Source organism: Saccharospirillum alexandrii, assembly GCF_043641555.1.
GTDB classification, from domain to species: domain Bacteria; phylum Pseudomonadota; class Gammaproteobacteria; order Pseudomonadales; family Natronospirillaceae; genus Saccharospirillum; species Saccharospirillum alexandrii_A.
Genome location: NZ_JBHZRJ010000001.1, coordinates 520101 through 537159, shown reverse-complemented (window position 1 = coordinate 537159; position 17059 = coordinate 520101). Strand labels below are relative to the sequence as shown.

Here is a 17059-nt window from a genome sequence, read left to right as displayed (position 1 = left end):
CCCTTCTTTTATTGCACTTCATTGATTGCCTGCGGAGGATGCCGTGAAACAAGCCTTGTTGATGTTCGGGTGCTGGCTGGCGTTGTGGTCGACCCCGACGATGGCCGAAACCGATACCACCTCGTCGTATGACGACTTGTTGATGGCGCTGACCGAGGCCGACCTCAACACCACCCAACCCATACTGGAAAAAATAGAGGCGACCGGACACCCTGAGGTTTTGCCACTGTTTCAAACCTTGCTGGATGGCAATCTGCACTTTCGCAAAGCCGACCAGGTATTAGTATCCATTGTCGATGTCAACGGCACCGACCAGTACACCGAATTTCAAAGCGGCACCGCGATTGAGCCTTTGGGACGGCGCGATGTTAGCAAGATACGCGTAAACAATAACCTGCGAAACTTTCTCAGCAGCGCCATAGGCCGACTGCAACTTCGCAGCCCGGAGCCCGCCTTGCGCAGTGCGGCTGTTCTGTCTTTGTTGACAACGCTGGACGCTGCAACCGCTGACGATCTGGCCGAGCTGCGCCGCGAAGAATCCAACCGTACCGTGCTGTCATCCATTGACCTGGCGCTGGCAATGTACAGTGCACAGTCTGGAAATACAGTCGAGGCTCAGATCACCGCCATCGACACGCTGTCGGATCGCCTGCAACCCGAAGCGCGCAACCTGTTGTTCGATCTGGAACGCAATGCCGACAACCCCGCCGTGCGCGAAGCCGCTACCGCTGCCTTGCAAAAAATCGACGGCAAGGTGACGTTCTACGGCTACATCGACCAGTTGTTCTTCGGGCTTAGCCTGGGCTCGGTACTGTTACTCGCCGCCATTGGGCTGGCCATCACCTTCGGTGTCATGGGTGTCATCAATATGGCCCATGGTGAAATGCTGATGCTCGGTGCTTACACCACCTACGTGGTTCAGCTTCTGATGCCGGGCTTCATCAACTACTCACTCTGGGTCGCCATACCGGCCGCCTTTATCGTCGCGGGGCTGTTCGGCATTCTGATCGAACGCTGCGTTATTCGTTTCTTGCACGGCCGGCCTCTGGAAACGCTGCTCGCCACCTTTGGTATCAGCCTGATTCTGCAGCAACTAGTCCGCACCGTGTTTTCGCCACTGAATCGTCGCGTCGCTGCACCGGACTGGATGAGTGGTTCACTGGAAATCAACCCGGTGTTGTCACTGACCTATAACCGGTTAACCATTCTGATTTTTGCGCTGATCGTGTTTGTCGCCCTGCTGGTGATCATGAAAAAAACCGCCCTCGGTTTATACGTACGCGCTGTATCACAAAACCGGGACATGGCCAAAGCCATGGGCATTAAAACCGACCGGGTCGATGCCCTGACCTTTGGTTTGGGCTCGGGCATCGCGGGCATTGGTGGTGTCGCGCTCAGCCAGCTCACCAACGTTGGGCCAAACCTTGGCCAGGCTTACATCATTGATTCCTTTATGGTCGTGGTGTTCGGCGGAGTCGGCAATTTACTGGGTACGTTAGTCGCGGCCTTTACGCTTGGCATCGCCAACAAGTTTCTGGAACCGGTTACCGGTACGGTACTGGCCAGTATTCTGGTGCTGGTGTTCATCATCCTGTTTATTCAGAAACGACCCAAGGGTCTGTTTCCGCAACGCGGGAGGGCGGCTGAATGACCCTGCTGAACACCTTTCTGTCTCGCCGTAACAGTCTTGGCAGTCCGGTATTGCCTTTCGTTACCGTACTCATGACGCTAACGGTGCTGGCGGCGATTGGCAACCTGTGGATACCGGCCGACTCGGCGCTGCACGTGTCCACCTACACCATTACCCTGCTCGGCAAATACCTGAGCTTTGCCATGCTCGCTCTAGCGGTTGATATTGTGTGGGGCTATTGCGGCATTCTAAGTCTCGGTCACGGCGCCTTCTTTGCACTGGGCGGTTACGCCATGGGCATGTACCTGATGCGCCAGATTGGCAGTCGCGGTGTTTATGGCGACCCAATCCTGCCTGACTTTATGGTGTTTCTGGACTGGGATGTTTTGCCCTGGTACTGGCTCGGTATGGACCAGTTCTGGTTTGCCATGCTAATGGTCTTACTGGTACCGGGCCTGCTCGCCTTTGTGTTTGGCTGGCTCGCCTTCCATTCCCGCGTTACCGGTGTATACCTGTCGATCATCACCCAGGCGCTTACTTACGCACTGATGCTGGCTTTCTTCCGCAACGAAATGGGCTTTGGTGGCAACAACGGGCTTACCGATTTCAAAGACCTGCTTGGCTTCAGTTTGCAGGCCGACACCACCCGGGTTGCGCTGTTGCTGTGCACAGCCGGGCTTCTGGCCGCCATTTTCATGCTCAGCCACTGGGTGCTGAAGTCTCGACTTGGCAAGGTGATCGAAGCCATTCGTGATGGCGAGCCCCGTGTTCGTTTTCTGGGTTACCGGACCGACCGCTACAAGGTCGCGCTTTTCGTCTATTCCGCCATGATCGCCGGTATCGCCGGTGCCCTCTACGTGCCCCAGGTCGGCATCATCAACCCGGGTGAGTTTGCGCCACTGAACTCCATTGAAATCGTCGTCTGGGTAGCCGTGGGTGGCCGGGGTACGTTGTATGGTGCCGTCATCGGCGCTCTGCTGGTTAACTACGCCAAAACCCGCTTTACCGCAATAATGCCAGACGGTTGGCTGTTCATGCTCGGCGCACTCTTTGTTCTGGTTACCCTGTTTCTGCCCAAAGGCCTAGCCGGTGTCTACGGCCAGTTAACCACTTCATGGAAACGCAGCCGGAGCAGCGATGAGCCCCCGCAACACAACCAGGAGGCCACCTCATGACGGCATTTTCCAATACCGCCGAACTGATGCGACGCGACCAGGTCTGGCCTTTTTTACAACCGCCTGCTGCCAGCATCAATGTCGATAAAGACATCCTGCTGTACATCGAAGACTTGAACCTCAGCTTCGATGGCTTCAAGGCGCTGAACAACTTGAACCTCTACATCAACGATGGCGAACTGAGATGTCTGATCGGCGCCAACGGCGCCGGTAAGACCACCCTGATGGATGTGATTACCGGCAAAACCCAATGCGACTCAGGCAGCGTGTTCTTTGGCCAGACCATCAACCTGCTTAAGTACAGCGAAGCGGACATCGCCGAACTCGGCATTGGTCGAAAATTCCAGAAACCGACCGTATTTGAAGCCCAGAGCGTATTCGACAATTTGGAACTGGCACTGAAAAGCAACAAGCGGTTGCTACCCACCCTGCTGGCCCGCCTAAGCCCCTCCGAGATTGACCGGATCGACACCGTACTGGCCACCATTGGCTTAACGGATCATCGGTTTCAATTGGCAGGCGCCTTGTCTCACGGTCAAAAACAATGGCTGGAAATCGGCATGTTGCTGGTCTCCGAACCCAGGTTGCTGCTCATCGACGAACCCGTCGCCGGCATGACCGCTGAGGAAACCGAGCGTACCGCTGAGTTGCTGACGTCACTGGCCGGTAAACACACCGTGGTGGTGGTGGAGCACGACATGGAATTTGTACGCAGCATCGCACGCACCGTCACAGTATTGCACCAGGGTTCGGTATTGGCCGAGGGCAGCATGGATCACGTTCAAAACCACCCCGATGTCATCGAAGTCTATTTGGGAGAAGCGCCATGATCAGCGTAAACGGCGTCAACCAGCGTTACGGCGGTACTCATATTCTTTGGGATCTCGATCTCGACATTCCCGAAGGTCGCTGCACCTGTATCATGGGCCGCAACGGCGTCGGCAAAACCACCCTGCTCAAATGCCTGATGGGCTTACTGCCGATCAGCAGCGGCGAAATCACCCTCGCCGGCGAAGCCCTGCACAAGAAACCCGCCGATGCCCGAGCCCGGCTTGGCATCGGTTATGTGCCTCAAGGTCGCGACATCTTCCCGATGCTCAGTGTCGAAGAAAACCTGCGCATTGGCCTCGGTGCACGCGCTGACAAAGCCAAAGCCATCCCCGACAAAATATTTGAGCTGTTCCCCGTGTTGCACGACATGCTGCACCGACGCGGCGGCGACCTATCCGGTGGACAGCAGCAACAACTCGCCATCGGCCGTGCTCTGGTCATCGACCCCAGGGTTCTGATTCTCGATGAGCCCAACGAAGGCATTCAACCCAACATCGTTACCCAAATCGGCGATGTGATTCAAAAGCTGAATCAGGAAGACGGGCTGACCGTTGTGCTGGTTGAACAAAAACTCGGCTTCGCCCGCCGCGTCGGCCAGGAATTCCGATTGATGGAGAAAGGCCGCGTCGTCGCCAGCGACCAGATGGCCAATCTCAACGACCAACTCATCCGACAGCACCTGGCCGTTTAGGAGACGCAGTACCATGAACAGTCGGGCACCGTTACCACCAACGATACAAGCCTCCGAATGGGCCGCCTGGTTAAACCTGGGTTTTACCCACGGCCCTCGAGGCACGCAATTATCGCGCTGCAACCACCAGGGCCCACTCTATGTGCAGAAACCTTTCTACCCGGAAGGGTCGGACTGCGCCCATGCGTATTTATTACACCCGCCTGGCGGCCTGGTTTCCGGCGATCACTTACAGATTGCTGTCAACGTTGACCAAAACGCCCACGCCCTGCTAACTACGCCCGGCGCAGGCCGTGCATACCGGGCACGTCCCGACAGAACACTGCAACACCAACACATATCACTCAATGCCCATGAAAACGCAACACTTGAATGGCTGCCCCAGGAAACCCTGCTCTACCCCGATGCCCGCGCTCGCCTGGATACCGACATTCACCTGAACGACGGTGCCCGGTTCATCGGATGGGACATTACCTGCCTGGGGCTACCGGCCAGCAAACAACCGTTTCAGTCGGGAGAATTAAGCCAACGCTTGCAGGTCATTGAAAACGGCCGGGTCGCTCTGCGCGAACACCTGCACCTTACCAACGCCAACCGAAAAGCACTCAACGGCCGCCTCGGTTTTCGCGACCACAGCGTCAACGCCATCATGATTGCCGGACCATTTCACGAACCACTGGAACCCGATGCAATGAAACAGCTGAAACACCATTGCTCGGAGTTTTCAGAGCTGGCAGGGGTATCACAAGTCGACCGGTACCTCGTAATCCGAGCGCTGGCTAATCGTGCGGAGCCGGTTAAAAAATTGCTCACACAGTGCTGGGCACCAGTGAGGCAACAGTTATTTAGTCGCTCAGTATGTGAACCGAGAATCTGGGCAACTTAGTTAATGCAAATTTTCGTGAAGGTTGCCAGGAAAGTGAAAGCGGCCCGGAGTACTCGATCGGGGATATCCGAGACATGGATGTCGAGGCTAAGCCTACATGGAAGTATTCACGGCGGCCCCGATCGAGTACTCCGGGTCGCTTGCACGGACCACTGGCACGTACCTAATGCAACCAGGAGACAAAGATGGAATTACTGCCAAGAGAGAAAGACAAGCTGCTGGTTTTTACCGCCGCCCTGTTGGCCGAGCGCCGACTCAACCGTGGCCTCAAACTGAATTATCCCGAGGCGGTTGCCTATCTCAGCATGAATATTCTGGAAGGCGCCCGGGATGGGAAAACCGTCGCCGAACTGATGGGTGAAGGAAAAACCTGGCTGACAGCAGACCAGGTGATGGATGGCATCGCTGACCTGATTACCGAAGTCCAGGTGGAAGCCACATTTCCGGATGGGACCAAACTGGTCACTGTTCATAACCCGATTATTTAGTTGACCGCAAAGCGCAACGTACACAGGAGCTCCTAATGATGATACCAGGGGAAATTCAGGTCGGCGAAGGGTCCATTACCCTCAATGCCGGGCGCGCCACCTTACAGCTGACCGTAGAGAACACCGGTGACCGGCCGGTGCAGGTTGGGTCTCATTATCACTTCGCTGAAACCAACCCCGCCCTCTCATTCGACCGTATAGCCGCGCGCGGCTTTCGCCTCAACATCGCCGCTGGCACGGCCGTACGCTTTGAACCCGGGCAAAGTCGCACTGTCGAACTGGTCGCCTACGCCGGGCTCCGGAAAGTTTACGGTTTCCGGGGTGATGTCATGGGCGCATTGGATCAGGGAGCCCAACAATGACAACAATGGATCGCACCACGTACGCCCAGATGTTCGGACCGACTACCGGCGACCGCATTCGCCTCGGCGATACCGACCTCTGGATCGAAATTGAATCCGACAGTGCCACCTATGGCGACGAAGTTAAATTCGGTGGTGGTAAAGTCATTCGCGACGGCATGGGGCAAAGCCAGGTCAGTTGCGATGTCGCGATGGACCTGGTGATCACCAACGCCGTGGTGCTCGACCACTGGGGCATCGTTAAAACCGACGTTGGCATCAATAACGGTCGCATCGTCACACTCGGCAAAGCCGGCAATCCGGATATTCAGGACAACGTCGACATCATCATCGGCCCCGGTACCGAAATCATTGCCGGTGAAGGCTCAATACTCACCGCTGGCGGCATCGACGCGCACATTCATTTTATTTGCCCGCAACAAATCGAAGAAGCGCTGATGTCTGGCGTCACCACCATGCTCGGTGGTGGCACTGGTCCGGCCACCGGAACCAACGCCACTACCTGCACACCGGGCCCCTGGTACATCGGTAAAATGCTGCAAGCCACCGACGCCATGCCCATGAACCTGGGATTTATGGGTAAAGGCAACGCCAGCCAGCCTGTGGCGCTGGAGGAGCAACTACTCGCCGGCGCCTGCGGATTAAAACTTCACGAAGACTGGGGTACCACACCAGCGGCCATCGACGCCTGTCTGAGCGTCGCTGACCGCTACGACGTTCAGATCGCAATTCACACCGACACCCTGAACGAAAGCGGCTTTGTCGACGATACCATCAACGCCTTCAAAGGCCGGGTCATTCATACCTACCACACCGAAGGCGCAGGCGGTGGACACGCACCCGACATCATCAAAGCCTGTGCCTATTCCAACGTATTGCCTTCATCGACCAACCCAACCCGGCCTTACACCGTCAACACGGTCGATGAGCACCTCGACATGCTGATGGTCTGCCATCACCTCGATTCGAAAATACCCGAAGACGTGGCCTTCGCTGACTCGCGGATTCGCAAGGAGACCATCGCTGCCGAAGACCTGTTTCACGACCTGGGTGCTTTCAGCATGATCGCGTCAGATTCACAAGCCATGGGTCGGGTCGGCGAGGTGATTACCCGCACCTGGCAAACCGCCGACAAGATGAAAAAGCAACGCGGCCTGCTCGCCGAAGACCTCGACCGGGGTACCGATAATTTTCGCGCCCGGCGCTACATTGCCAAATACACCATCAACCCGGCTATCACTCATGGCATCGCCCATGAAGTGGGTTCCATTGAAGCCGGAAAACTGGCCGATCTGGTGCTATGGAAACCCGCCTTCTTTGGCATCAAACCGTCATTAATCATCAAAGGAGGCATGATTGCAGCAGCCCCAATGGGCGACCCCAATGCGTCCATCCCAACGCCGCAGCCCATGCACTACCGCCCCATGTTCGGCAGCTTCGGCCAGGCACCCGCTCAGTTGAGTGTCACCTTTACCAGCCAGGCAGCACTGGATGCAAACATCGGCGAACAACTCGGCTTGCAGCGCACGCTGGTCGCCTGCAAGAACACCCGAACCATCAACAAAGCCGACATGGTTTTGAACGACTGGCAACCAGACATCACCGTCGACCCGCAAACCTATGAGGTACGCGCAGACGGAAAACTGCTTACGTGCGAGCCAGCAACCGAACTGCCACTGGCACAACGTTATTGTTTGTTTTGATTACCGAGGTTGAGATTGGCAACCAGTTGAGTGCCAGGTGCCGGGTAACTCTATCTGGGGAAGTCTGAGGCATGGATGCCGAAGTCTAGGCCCCATGGATGGGTTTACGCCGGCCCCAGATAGGGTTACCCGGTGCCTGACACGGATTCCTGGTACCAACGCAAAAACGAACTCCGAAACTGGATCATGAGGAAGACACAATGTTAACGATTCATCAACGGCTGGGTACCGTATCACCGGTTTCAATAGATGCCCGCCTCACCTTAACGCACGACCAGCGTGAAAAAGGCCGACTGCGCGCAGTCAGTGATGCCGGCGAAGAAGTTCAGGTATTTCTCGAGCGAGGCAAGGCGTTACAGGTCGGTGAGTTTCTGAAGAGCGACTGTGGTAAACACATTCAGGTTGCGGGGGCCATTGAGCCCATAACCGAAGCCCATTGCCACGATTGGCAAACCTTTGCCCGCGCCTGCTACCACCTGGGTAACCGGCACGTAAAAATCGAAGTGGGTGATCGCTGGTTGCGCATTAAACCCGATCATGTGCTCGAAGCCATGCTGATTCAGCAGGGGCTAACCGTTGTCTCTGACAATGCCGTCTTCAACCCGGAATCCGGCGCTTATGCACCGGGCACTTCTCATGGGCACGCGCACAACCATTCACACAACCACGAAAGCGGGCATTCTCACAGTCACATCAACGGCCATGCCCATGCTGACTGATGTTCATCAGCTGCGTTTGTTGCAACTGAGCAGTGTCAGCTTACCCGTTGGAGGCTTTGCTTTTTCACAGGGCCTGGAAAGCAGCATTGATCTAGGCTGGGTGCGCACCAAATCCGATACCTTCGAGGCGCTGAGCCTGCAACTGAGTGAAGGCCTGGGCCGTCTCGACCTGCCGCTGCTGCAGCGAGCGATGCACAGTTTCGGCCAAACCGATTTAATGGCGCTCACCCAGTGGAACGACCTGGCTTTGGCTTGTCGTGAAACGCAGGAATTGCGACTCACCGATACCGCCATGGGTAAAGCCCTGGCTCGGTTACTGCGCAGCCTCGACATCGAACTGCCCTTTTCACCCGCCGAACCGCTGAGCTTTGTCACTGGCTATGCCATAGCCGCTTCGCATTGGGGTATACCATTTCACAGTGCGGCTTTGGGTTTCAGTTGGGCCTGGCTGGAAAACCAGATTGCCGCTGCAACCAAACTGGTGCCGCTTGGCCAAACCGATGCACAGCGTTTACTGGGTGAATTGCAGCCGCTGATACCAGAGGCCATCGCCCTGGCCACCACCCTGGAAGACGATGACATCGGCGCGTGTCTGCCTGCGCTCGCCATCGCCAGTTGTTATCACGAAACCCAATACAGCCGCTTATTCCGATCCTGAGGGGAGAACCAACCATGATCAATCACACTCAAACCACAACAACACAACCCAAACAAACCTTGCGCATCGGTGTCGGCGGGCCGGTTGGCTCCGGTAAAACGGCGTTACTGCGTTCGCTGTGTTCCGCCATGCGCGAGCACTACGACATCGCGGTGGTCACGAACGACATCTACACCCAGGAGGATGCGAAATTCCTGACCCAGCACCAGGCGCTCAGTGCCGATCGCATCATCGGCGTCGAAACCGGCGGCTGCCCGCACACCGCCATTCGCGAAGACGCCTCGATGAACCTGGCCGCTATCGATGAACTGACCGCCCGGCACGGCGACCTGGACCTTGTGTTTGTTGAAAGCGGTGGCGATAACCTGAGTGCCACCTTTAGCCCGGAGCTTTCTGACCTGACGATCTATGTGATTGACGTCTCGGCCGGCGACAAGATACCGCGCAAGGGCGGGCCGGGCATTACCAAATCCGATTTGCTGATCATTAATAAAACCGATCTGGCACCGCTGGTTGGCGCTGACCTCGGCGTGATGGATCGGGATGCCAAAACCATGCGCGGCGATCGCCCCTTTGTATTCAGCAATCTTAAAGCGGCTCAGGGTCTCGATGACATCATCGCTTTCATCGTGCGTGAAGGCATGCTCGAAGCCAAAACGATGCCGCCGGCCAAAGCCGTTGTTTAACGTTTCATCTACTTCCAAAACAGGAGATTGATCATGCACCGACTCAATAAATCCATCGTTACCGGCAGCGTTTTGGCAACCGCGTTACTGCCCGGCCTGGCCCTGGCCCATGAAGGCCACACCCATGCCTCAGGCTTTGCCGCCGGTCTCGCCCACCCACTTGGCGGGCTCGATCACCTGTTAGCCATGGTGGCCGTCGGATTCTGGGCGGCGCATTTGAGCGGTAACGCTCGGTGGCAGTTACCTCTGGTGTTTGTGGTTGCCATGGTCCTGGGCGGCACCCTGGCCATGACCGGGATGGTCGCACCGTTGCTGACGCTGGCGACGGAGCCGATGATAATGGCCTCGTCCGTTGTTATTGGTCTGGTGCTGGCAGTGAACGGCAAATTGAATGCAACCGCTGCGGCAATGCTCTGCGCAGGTTTCGCTGTTTTCCACGGCCTGGCGCATGGCAACGAAATGCCGTTAGGCAGTTCGGCCATGGGGTATGCACTTGGCTTTGTCCTGGCAACGGGGGCCTTGCATGGAATTGGCATTCTTTCAGGCTTAACAGCCAGGGGGCTGCCAGGTTTGTATCGCTGGGCGGGTGGGTTCATAGCATTTTCAGGTCTGGCGCTGAGTTTAACGTAACCCGTTGTTGAGCAGACGAACGGGACGCAGATGAATTTAGCTCACCCATGGCTCAAATATTGATCGTTTGTGATGCATCCGGGCTCACCCTATTGTGGTCATAACAGGGCGGGGATGCAGACGGCACCCCCCGACCCCTGACTTGTTAAGCCACACAGGAGACGCCCAAATGTTTATTGACCCGGCCATTTTGACCAACTCAACCCACCACTCTGAACTGCTGGAAGGTGACCGCAGGCTCAACGTCTACGACGCAGATGTGGCCTACCATATCCGTAACGCCGAACGCATGCGTTCCGAAGCGTTTCGCGCCGCCAGTCAGCGCTTTGGTCAGTGGGTGCGAAGCAGCGCACAAAAAGTTTTCCACGCGCCGTCTTACGTGCGTCATGCCTGAGCCGTTGTTGCTCAGACATCCGGCCTTTAATGACCGACCGTCAGGCTGACCGAATCTCATCCGACATCAGCCTGACTCTGCTTTCCTGCGCAACCACCAGACCCCATTATTTCACGCCTCAGGTTACTCATCCGACCGCACGTATCTTTCCCGCTATTCCGGTTCTGATCCGAGCAGGAAACCGCTCCGTAATGGGTTGAATGCTTAAAACCGCTTGTACCATGTCCCTTGCACAGAGCACAACGCCATGAGCCAGCGACGCTCTCAACTCTGGAGCCGTTTTCAACAATGGCCTGCCGATGAACAGTCACGCCTGATCGAAATGGCCTGGGAAGACAGAACGCCCTTCGATGCCATCGAGGCACAGTTCGGCCTGCCTGAAGCGGATGTAATTCGCCTGATGCAACGGCTGCTCAAACCGACCAGTTTCCGCAACTGGCGCGCTCGAGTGAGCCAGCGTGCCACCAAGCACATTGCCCTGCGCAATAGCCAGGTGTTACGCAGCCACTGCCCTACCCAATACAAGCACCGATGACACTGAACAACCCCAGCAGCGAACCGGGTAACGGCATCAGCGTTGTGTGGTTCAAGCGTGACTTGCGTTTGCACGACCACGCGCCACTGCAACAGGCGATCGAATCCGGAAACCCGGTTCTGTTGATGTACATTGCCGAGCCAGACTTGCTGACCGACCCGCATTACGATGCGCGGCACTGGCGTTTTATCCGACAGTCTATTCAGGACATGAACCGGCGCCTGAAACCCTATGGCAACCGGGTCGTAAAACGCAGTGGCGATACCTTGAGAATACTGGCGCAACTGCACAAAGACCATCACATCATCAGCCTGCACAGCCACGAAGAAACTGGCCTGGCCATTACCTTTGAACGGGACAAAGCCGTCGCCAGCTGGTGTAAAAAACACGGCATTGACTGGCAGGAAACACCCAACGGTGCGGTCCAGCGTGGCCTCACGCACCGCCACAACTGGGACAAACACTGGCAAGCCATCATGCAAGCTGAACCGGTCACTCCCGACTTGGCCCGACTGGTGCCGGTAAACAGCGTAGCGGATGACTGGCCATGGCCGGCCGACTGGCCCCAACAAGCGAACCTGTTTCAGACCGGTGGGGAAACCGCAGCCTGGACTACTCTGAAATCGTTCTTTGAAGCGCGCGGCCAGAACTATGCGAGACATATTTCCAAGCCTGATCTGAGCCGGGAAAGTTGCTCCCGCTTGTCGCCCTACCTCGCCTGGGGAAACCTGAGTATTCGACAGGTCTACCAACGGCTACTGCAAGACTGGCAACGCCCGGGATGGCATCGTGCATTGCAGGGGTTCTCGTCCCGCTTGCATTGGCAGGGCCATTTCATTCAGAAGTTCGAAAGCGAATCGCGAATGGAATTTGAACCGGTAAACCGGGGCTATAAAGACATGGATTACCGGCAAGGGTTTGAAGCCAAAGAGGACCTTATCGCCTGGCAAACCGGGCACACAGGCTACCCACTTGTGGACGCCTGCATGCGTGCAGTCATCGCTACTGGCTATTTGAATTTCAGAATGCGCGCCATGCTGGTCAGCTTTTTAACGCACCATCTCTGGCTCGACTGGCGGTGGGGTGTGCACCATCTGGCCAGACAGTTTCTGGACTTCGAGCCGGGCATTCACTACGCCCAGTTTCAAATGCAGGCGGGTAATACCGGCACCAATACGGTACGGATCTACAACCCGGTCAAGCAATCTCAGGATCACGACCCGGACGGTCAGTTCATTCGCCAGTGGGTGCCAGAGTTATCCGAACTGCCCGACCCTTACCTTCATACGCCCTGGGACTTGCCACCCCTGGAGGCTGCCATGATCGGCTTTCAACTGGGGCGCGATTATCCGGAGCCCATTGTCGACATCACCGAAACTGGCCGCCATGCACGGGAACGGTTATGGCAACATCGCAAAGCACCGGGCGTGCAGGCCGAACAACAACGCATTCTGGCCACTCATGTCAGACCGGACTAGACGTTACTCGCCGACATCCAGATTTTCCCACCCGACCTGTTCAACCAGTTGTTCCAACTGCTTTGGCCGATACGTCTTATCTTCCAGATAACGAGTCTTAACACTCGGGTGGATTCGAGTGGGTTTGTCGCTCTGCATCAATTCCCGGTGCAAGGGTTTCTTAAAGCGGTATACGTGTTTCCTAGACCGGTGCAATTCGGCCTTGCTGCCATCGGTAAGTGCGTTTTCAAGGTGCGTTTCAAGGCTTAACCCGGCCGATCTGGCCTGTTTTAACATCCAGGCCAGGGGGGCATCTGACGCCAGCAGTCCGGTGTGTTTATCCGGCGGGTAGGAGCCTCCCACGTCAGAATGGGAACCGGCAAACCAGACCTGCCTCAGATCCACACCGGGCTTTGGTGTCCAGACGGTGGGCTCAAAATCTTCCCGCTGTTCGTCGATCGCCAGAGCGTGGCGGGCAATGGTGACGTTGGACCCCATTTTGGTATCGTAGAATTCATCGTGGCTGTCGAGCAGGCCCATCAGGCTGAACGGGATGCCAAGTGCGCCGACCGTATCCCAAACCCCGACAAAATGAACATTGCGCGCAGGGTGAGAATGATCTTCCCGGAACTTCTGAGCGCCGGCACCGCTGGGATGATTCTTTTTCAGAGGGCTTTTATAAATTTTCCAGGCTTCGGCTATCTGCGAAGCAACGGCTCGTTTGAGAATGCCGCAATTATTGATCAGCCCGCTCAGAGCCCGAACGGTATAGGCACCGCGACTGAAACCAAACAGATAGATGTGATCGCCCGGGTTGTAGTTCTGAACAAGGTACCGGTAGCCATCGAGAACGTTCTTGTGAATGCCCCGGCCCGTAGCGCCGGCAGACAGACTGTTATGATAGGAGCCCAGGCCCCAGTCGTAAAACACGTGCTGCCGGTCAGTTCCCTGGGCAGGTTTGATGGCCCGGGCCAGCCTTAACACATTACTGGGGAAATCTTTTTCGAGGTCTTCTTCCGGACGGTTCCATGTGCCATCTGCGCACACGATGATATTAGCCATGGCGTTGCCTCCCAGCTATTACGGACAGTTGAACTTGGTGCGTACTGCCGTAACCGCCAAAGCTCAGCAGGGAGTATAACCAAGAAACCCCTATTGCCCATAGTTGGCGGCGCCTGATGAACAGGAACTTGCATTGCCTGCGCTAAATCACATCCCGCAAGCGGTGGTACAGCATGCCCAGTGCCAGAATAGGAGACCGGAATTTGGGGCCACCGGGAAAGGTAATGTGTTTAACTTTCTCAAAAATATCCAGGCGCTGAGTTTCCTGATGAATGCTTTCGGCAATCAGGCGACCAGCCAGGTGGGTCACATTCAGTCCGTGGCCGGAATAGGCCTGAGCATAGTAAACATTGGGTTTCAGTCGGCCGACCTGCGGAAAGCGGTTGGCGCCAATGCCGATCATACCGCCCCACTGATAATCAATGCGCAGTGACGTGAGATACGGAAACACCCGGTCGAGATGGGGTTTGATGGCCGCTTCTATCGAAGCCGGGTCGCGACCAGAATAGTTGCACAGACCGCCAAACAACAGCCGACGGTCTGCACTCAGCCGATAATAATCGAGCGCAACATTCAGGTCGCAGACGGCCATGTCTTGCGGCAAGGCCCGCTTGGCCTGAGCTTCCGTCAACGGCTCTGTGGCAACGACATAGCTGCCAGCGGGGAGCACCTTGCCGGCCAGGGTATCGTTTAGGCCGGCCACATAGGCGTTACCACACAACACCAGCCGGTCTGCACGCACCTCGCCTTCGGTCGTACGAACACTGACCCGGTCGCCATGCTCAACAGACGTCACCAGGCTGTTCTCAAAAATGCGAACACCCAACTGGCTGGCCGCAGCAGCCTCGCCGGTAATCAGGTTCAAGGGGTGCAGGTGACCCGCACCCCGGTCAATCAGGCCACCGATGTATCGGTCAGACCCAACCACCTCGTGCATGCGGTCTTTGCCGATGCGTTCAATCTCGTGCGGGTAACCGGTGGCTTTCAGTTCTTCGTAATCGGCATCCAGATCCTTAAGGTGACGCGGGCGCAAGGCCAAATCGCAATAACCCCACTTCAGATCGCACTCAATACCAAAACGGGCAACCCGCTCCCGAATGATATCGACGGACTCGTACCCCATCTGAGTTACGGCATCGATACCTTCTTGTCCCAGTGCCTTGCGAAAGGGCTCCAGGCCATGGCCAACCCCCCGAATCAGTTGACCGCCGTTACGGCCACTGGCGCCCCAGCCAATGCGACGCCCCTCCAGCAACACCACACTGTAACCCCGGTCTGCCAGCTCCAGGGCGGTGTTCACGCCACTGAAACCACCGCCCACAACGCACACATCCGCCTCCAAAGCCTCGGTCAGCGTCGGGTACCGGTGCTGTGTAGCCGGGTTGGCCGTGGCTACATAGTAGGAGGCAGGGTAATCATCGGTATGGGTACTGGGGTTCAAATAACTGCTGCTAGTGGCTTTCATGAAGTCGGGGCCGTCAATTATAATCATCGAATGTTCGGTATTTTTGACATAAATGGCAATGATTTACAACTCAAGTTTCGGCGTTCGGTTCACCTCATAGGCATTGGTCCGCACCGGATGCCGGGTAGTGCAACTGAACCAGATAGACATATCTAGGAGTTGCCAGTATTTGCTACACTCTGTAAAAAATAATGAATGGTCGGCATCAGGTGACTTATCATGCCGCTTTCCATGGAATTACGCTCGTTACCGGAGGAAACAACCCTTGGACGTGGGTGAACGACTCAAAGTTATACGCAAACAAAAAGGCTTGTCGCAGCGCGAGCTGGCCAAGCGTGCCGGTGTCACCAACAGCACCATTTCGATGATCGAAAAGAACAGTGTTAGCCCCAGTGTCGGCTCGCTGAAAAAGGTGCTGCAGGGCATTCCGATGTCGCTGGTCGAGTTCTTTGCCGAAGAGGCGGAAACCGATGCCAGCCAGCCGGTGGTTTACAGCCCGGATGAGTTCATGGATCTGTCGGTCAACGACGTCAGCATGAAGCTAGTGGGCAAGGCCTATGGCCGCCGCGCCCTGGCCTTTATGATCGAGACCTACGAGCCCGGTTCCGATACCGGCGCCGACCTCTACGTGCATGAAGGCGAAGAAGCGGGGCTGGTCATCAGCGGCCGCTTTGAGTTGACGGTAGGCACCGAGGTGTACGAACTGAAAACCGGCGATGCCTACTATTTCGACTCGACCCGGCCACACCGCTTTCGAAACCCGTTCGACGAGCCCTGCCAGATCGTATCGGCCACCACACCCGCCAACTTCTAACTCGAGTTCGGATTTCGGTAACACAGAGTTAGCGCCGGATGCCAGGTAGGCCTATCGGGGGTGGTCCGCAGCAAGGACGCTGCGGTCCAGGCCCCATGGATGGGTTTACGCTGACCCCCGATAGGCCTACCTGGTAGCCGGTGCGGGCTACTGGCAATACAGCATCCGGGAACTCCAAACTTAAAACCGAAGGCACCCAAGCCCTCGACGCAGTCGAAAATGGTCTATTCTGCAGACGGCAGCGAATAAAGTGCTGCAACGGATGGAGGTACCTGTGATGAACTGCGTCCGCCACACCCACTGGACCTGGCTGATGGCAGCGGTGCTGTGGGTTACCACAGGCGTAAATGCTGACCAGAATGACGAGCGACTCGACCCCCTCTTCGACGAACTGCAATCCTCGCCCGGGGTGAATGTTTCCTCGGTGATTGAACAGCAAATCTGGGTGCTGTGGAGCCGGGGCCCTACAGATGAAGCGACACGGCAGCTGCGCCGGGGCGTTCGCGCCATGCAGCGGGGTGAATTTGATATGGCCCTGGGGCTGTTTGACCAACTGATTGACGAAGAACCCGAGTTCGCAGAGGCGTGGAACAAACGGGCTACCCTGCACTACCTGCGCGGCGACATCAGCCAGTCGATGGCCGATATCGAACAGACCCTGACGCTTGAACCCCGCCATTTTGGCGCCCTGGCCGGGCTTGGGTCGATTTTCGCGCGTCTGCAACAACCGGCCGCAGCGATACGGGCCTACGAACAGGTGCTGGATATCTACCCACAATCTACCCAAAGCCAGCGCAACCTCGAGCGCTTGCGCCAGGAGATCGAGGGACGGGCCATCTGAGCCGCTGTTCATCCAGATTGACGGTTTTACGG

19 protein-coding genes are annotated in these 17059 nt (G+C 56.6%); 17 read left to right on the top strand and 2 right to left on the bottom strand.

The features are described from left to right. Positions 1–61: 61 nt before the first annotated feature. From urtB to ACHUE7_RS02245, 15 genes are all read left to right on the top strand, one after another. Entirely contained in the window at positions 62–1651 is a 1590-nt protein-coding gene (gene urtB, locus ACHUE7_RS02315; protein WP_463558422.1) for an urea ABC transporter permease subunit UrtB, read from the top strand. Next, the gene (gene urtC, locus ACHUE7_RS02310; RefSeq protein ID WP_394168545.1) at positions 1648–2805 is read left to right on the top strand and encodes an urea ABC transporter permease subunit UrtC; all 1158 of its coding nucleotides are present in this window, start codon (positions 1648–1650) and stop codon (positions 2803–2805) included. The genes urtB and urtC overlap by 4 nt, the downstream gene beginning before the upstream one ends. Continuing rightward, positions 2802–3635 carry an urea ABC transporter ATP-binding protein UrtD gene (gene urtD / locus ACHUE7_RS02305; RefSeq protein ID WP_394168544.1) on the top strand — a complete coding sequence of 278 codons (834 nt, stop codon included), beginning with the start codon at positions 2802–2804 and terminating at the stop codon, positions 3633–3635. The genes urtC and urtD overlap by 4 nt, the downstream gene beginning before the upstream one ends. Continuing rightward, a complete protein-coding gene (gene urtE, locus ACHUE7_RS02300) occupies positions 3632–4327 on the top strand; it encodes an urea ABC transporter ATP-binding subunit UrtE (RefSeq protein WP_394168543.1) in 696 nt (231 codons plus the stop codon). Before urtD ends, urtE begins: the two co-directional genes overlap by 4 nt. Before the next feature lie 13 nt (positions 4328–4340). Further along, positions 4341–5213, top strand: a complete 873-nt coding sequence (locus ACHUE7_RS02295) for an urease accessory protein UreD (protein ID WP_394168542.1) — start codon at positions 4341–4343, stop codon at positions 5211–5213. 185 nt (positions 5214–5398) lie between these two features. Then, positions 5399–5701 (top strand): urease subunit gamma, encoded by a 303-nt coding sequence (locus ACHUE7_RS02290; protein WP_394168541.1) that lies wholly within the window; start codon positions 5399–5401, stop codon positions 5699–5701. A gap of 38 nt (positions 5702–5739) precedes the next feature. After that, positions 5740–6063 carry an urease subunit beta gene (locus ACHUE7_RS02285; RefSeq protein WP_394169144.1) on the top strand — a complete coding sequence of 108 codons (324 nt, stop codon included), beginning with the start codon at positions 5740–5742 and terminating at the stop codon, positions 6061–6063. Next, the gene (gene ureC / locus ACHUE7_RS02280; RefSeq protein WP_394168540.1) at positions 6060–7766 is read left to right on the top strand and encodes an urease subunit alpha; all 1707 of its coding nucleotides are present in this window, start codon (positions 6060–6062) and stop codon (positions 7764–7766) included. Before ACHUE7_RS02285 ends, ureC begins: the two co-directional genes overlap by 4 nt. 200 nt (positions 7767–7966) lie before the next feature. After that, positions 7967–8485 carry an urease accessory protein UreE gene (gene ureE, locus ACHUE7_RS02275; protein ID WP_394168539.1) on the top strand — a complete coding sequence of 173 codons (519 nt, stop codon included), beginning with the start codon at positions 7967–7969 and terminating at the stop codon, positions 8483–8485. Next, positions 8475–9143 carry an urease accessory protein UreF gene (locus tag ACHUE7_RS02270; protein WP_394168538.1) on the top strand — a complete coding sequence of 223 codons (669 nt, stop codon included), beginning with the start codon at positions 8475–8477 and terminating at the stop codon, positions 9141–9143. Before ureE ends, ACHUE7_RS02270 begins: the two co-directional genes overlap by 11 nt. Before the next feature lie 14 nt (positions 9144–9157). Then, the gene (ureG, locus tag ACHUE7_RS02265) at positions 9158–9829 is read left to right on the top strand and encodes an urease accessory protein UreG (RefSeq protein WP_394168537.1); all 672 of its coding nucleotides are present in this window, start codon (positions 9158–9160) and stop codon (positions 9827–9829) included. Positions 9830–9862: 33 nt separating this feature from the next. Beyond that, positions 9863–10459 (top strand): HupE/UreJ family protein, encoded by a 597-nt coding sequence (locus ACHUE7_RS02260; RefSeq protein WP_394168536.1) that lies wholly within the window; start codon positions 9863–9865, stop codon positions 10457–10459. Positions 10460–10628: 169 nt separating this feature from the next. Further along, complete coding sequence (locus tag ACHUE7_RS02255) at positions 10629–10853, top strand: RSP_7527 family protein (protein WP_348474850.1); 225 nt, start codon at positions 10629–10631, stop codon at positions 10851–10853. Between the two features lie 247 nt (positions 10854–11100). Next, the gene (locus tag ACHUE7_RS02250; protein WP_394168535.1) at positions 11101–11388 is read left to right on the top strand and encodes a TIGR03643 family protein; all 288 of its coding nucleotides are present in this window, start codon (positions 11101–11103) and stop codon (positions 11386–11388) included. Continuing rightward, a complete protein-coding gene (locus ACHUE7_RS02245) occupies positions 11385–12866 on the top strand; it encodes an FAD-binding domain-containing protein (RefSeq protein ID WP_394168534.1) in 1482 nt (493 codons plus the stop codon). Before ACHUE7_RS02250 ends, ACHUE7_RS02245 begins: the two co-directional genes overlap by 4 nt. Before the next feature lie 3 nt (positions 12867–12869). Here ACHUE7_RS02245 and ACHUE7_RS02240 read toward each other — a convergent pair whose 3' ends face one another. Together ACHUE7_RS02240 and ACHUE7_RS02235 are read right to left on the bottom strand one after the other, a co-directional pair. Continuing rightward, the gene (locus ACHUE7_RS02240; RefSeq protein ID WP_394168533.1) at positions 12870–13907 is read right to left on the bottom strand and encodes a DUF2235 domain-containing protein; all 1038 of its coding nucleotides are present in this window, start codon (positions 13905–13907) and stop codon (positions 12870–12872) included. 142 nt (positions 13908–14049) lie between these two features. After that, a complete protein-coding gene (locus tag ACHUE7_RS02235; protein WP_394168532.1) occupies positions 14050–15399 on the bottom strand; it encodes an NAD(P)/FAD-dependent oxidoreductase in 1350 nt (449 codons plus the stop codon). A 238-nt stretch (positions 15400–15637) separates the two neighbouring features. Here ACHUE7_RS02235 and ACHUE7_RS02230 point away from each other — a divergent pair, with 238 nt between their 5' ends. Together ACHUE7_RS02230 and ACHUE7_RS02225 are read left to right on the top strand one after the other, a co-directional pair. After that, on the top strand, positions 15638–16186 hold the full coding sequence (locus tag ACHUE7_RS02230) for a cupin domain-containing protein (protein WP_394168531.1): 549 nt from the start codon (positions 15638–15640) through the stop codon (positions 16184–16186). A gap of 277 nt (positions 16187–16463) precedes the next feature. Further along, positions 16464–17027, top strand: a complete 564-nt coding sequence (locus ACHUE7_RS02225) for a tetratricopeptide repeat protein (RefSeq protein ID WP_394169143.1) — start codon at positions 16464–16466, stop codon at positions 17025–17027. The last annotated feature ends 32 nt before the right edge of the window (positions 17028–17059 follow it).

What these genes read in the sequence shown, in the direction of transcription:
- urtB (WP_463558422.1), top strand. Translation starts at nt 62, where the DNA reads ATGTTCGGGTGCTGGCTGGCGTTGTGGTCGACCCCGACGATGGCCGAA.
- urtC (WP_394168545.1), top strand. Translation starts at nt 1,648, where the DNA reads ATGACCCTGCTGAACACCTTTCTGTCTCGCCGTAACAGTCTTGGCAGT.
- urtD (WP_394168544.1), top strand. Translation starts at nt 2,802, where the DNA reads ATGACGGCATTTTCCAATACCGCCGAACTGATGCGACGCGACCAGGTC.
- urtE (WP_394168543.1), top strand. Translation starts at nt 3,632, where the DNA reads ATGATCAGCGTAAACGGCGTCAACCAGCGTTACGGCGGTACTCATATT.
- ACHUE7_RS02295 (WP_394168542.1), top strand. Translation starts at nt 4,341, where the DNA reads ATGAACAGTCGGGCACCGTTACCACCAACGATACAAGCCTCCGAATGG.
- ACHUE7_RS02290 (WP_394168541.1), top strand. Translation starts at nt 5,399, where the DNA reads ATGGAATTACTGCCAAGAGAGAAAGACAAGCTGCTGGTTTTTACCGCC.
- ACHUE7_RS02285 (WP_394169144.1), top strand. Translation starts at nt 5,740, where the DNA reads ATGATACCAGGGGAAATTCAGGTCGGCGAAGGGTCCATTACCCTCAAT.
- ureC (WP_394168540.1), top strand. Translation starts at nt 6,060, where the DNA reads ATGACAACAATGGATCGCACCACGTACGCCCAGATGTTCGGACCGACT.
- ureE (WP_394168539.1), top strand. Translation starts at nt 7,967, where the DNA reads ATGTTAACGATTCATCAACGGCTGGGTACCGTATCACCGGTTTCAATA.
- ACHUE7_RS02270 (WP_394168538.1), top strand. Translation starts at nt 8,475, where the DNA reads ATGCTGACTGATGTTCATCAGCTGCGTTTGTTGCAACTGAGCAGTGTC.
- ureG (WP_394168537.1), top strand. Translation starts at nt 9,158, where the DNA reads ATGATCAATCACACTCAAACCACAACAACACAACCCAAACAAACCTTG.
- ACHUE7_RS02260 (WP_394168536.1), top strand. Translation starts at nt 9,863, where the DNA reads ATGCACCGACTCAATAAATCCATCGTTACCGGCAGCGTTTTGGCAACC.
- ACHUE7_RS02255 (WP_348474850.1), top strand. Translation starts at nt 10,629, where the DNA reads ATGTTTATTGACCCGGCCATTTTGACCAACTCAACCCACCACTCTGAA.
- ACHUE7_RS02250 (WP_394168535.1), top strand. Translation starts at nt 11,101, where the DNA reads ATGAGCCAGCGACGCTCTCAACTCTGGAGCCGTTTTCAACAATGGCCT.
- ACHUE7_RS02245 (WP_394168534.1), top strand. Translation starts at nt 11,385, where the DNA reads ATGACACTGAACAACCCCAGCAGCGAACCGGGTAACGGCATCAGCGTT.
- ACHUE7_RS02240 (WP_394168533.1), bottom strand. Translation starts at nt 13,907, where the DNA reads ATGGCTAATATCATCGTGTGCGCAGATGGCACATGGAACCGTCCGGAA.
- ACHUE7_RS02235 (WP_394168532.1), bottom strand. Translation starts at nt 15,399, where the DNA reads ATGATTATAATTGACGGCCCCGACTTCATGAAAGCCACTAGCAGCAGT.
- ACHUE7_RS02225 (WP_394169143.1), top strand. Translation starts at nt 16,464, where the DNA reads ATGAACTGCGTCCGCCACACCCACTGGACCTGGCTGATGGCAGCGGTG.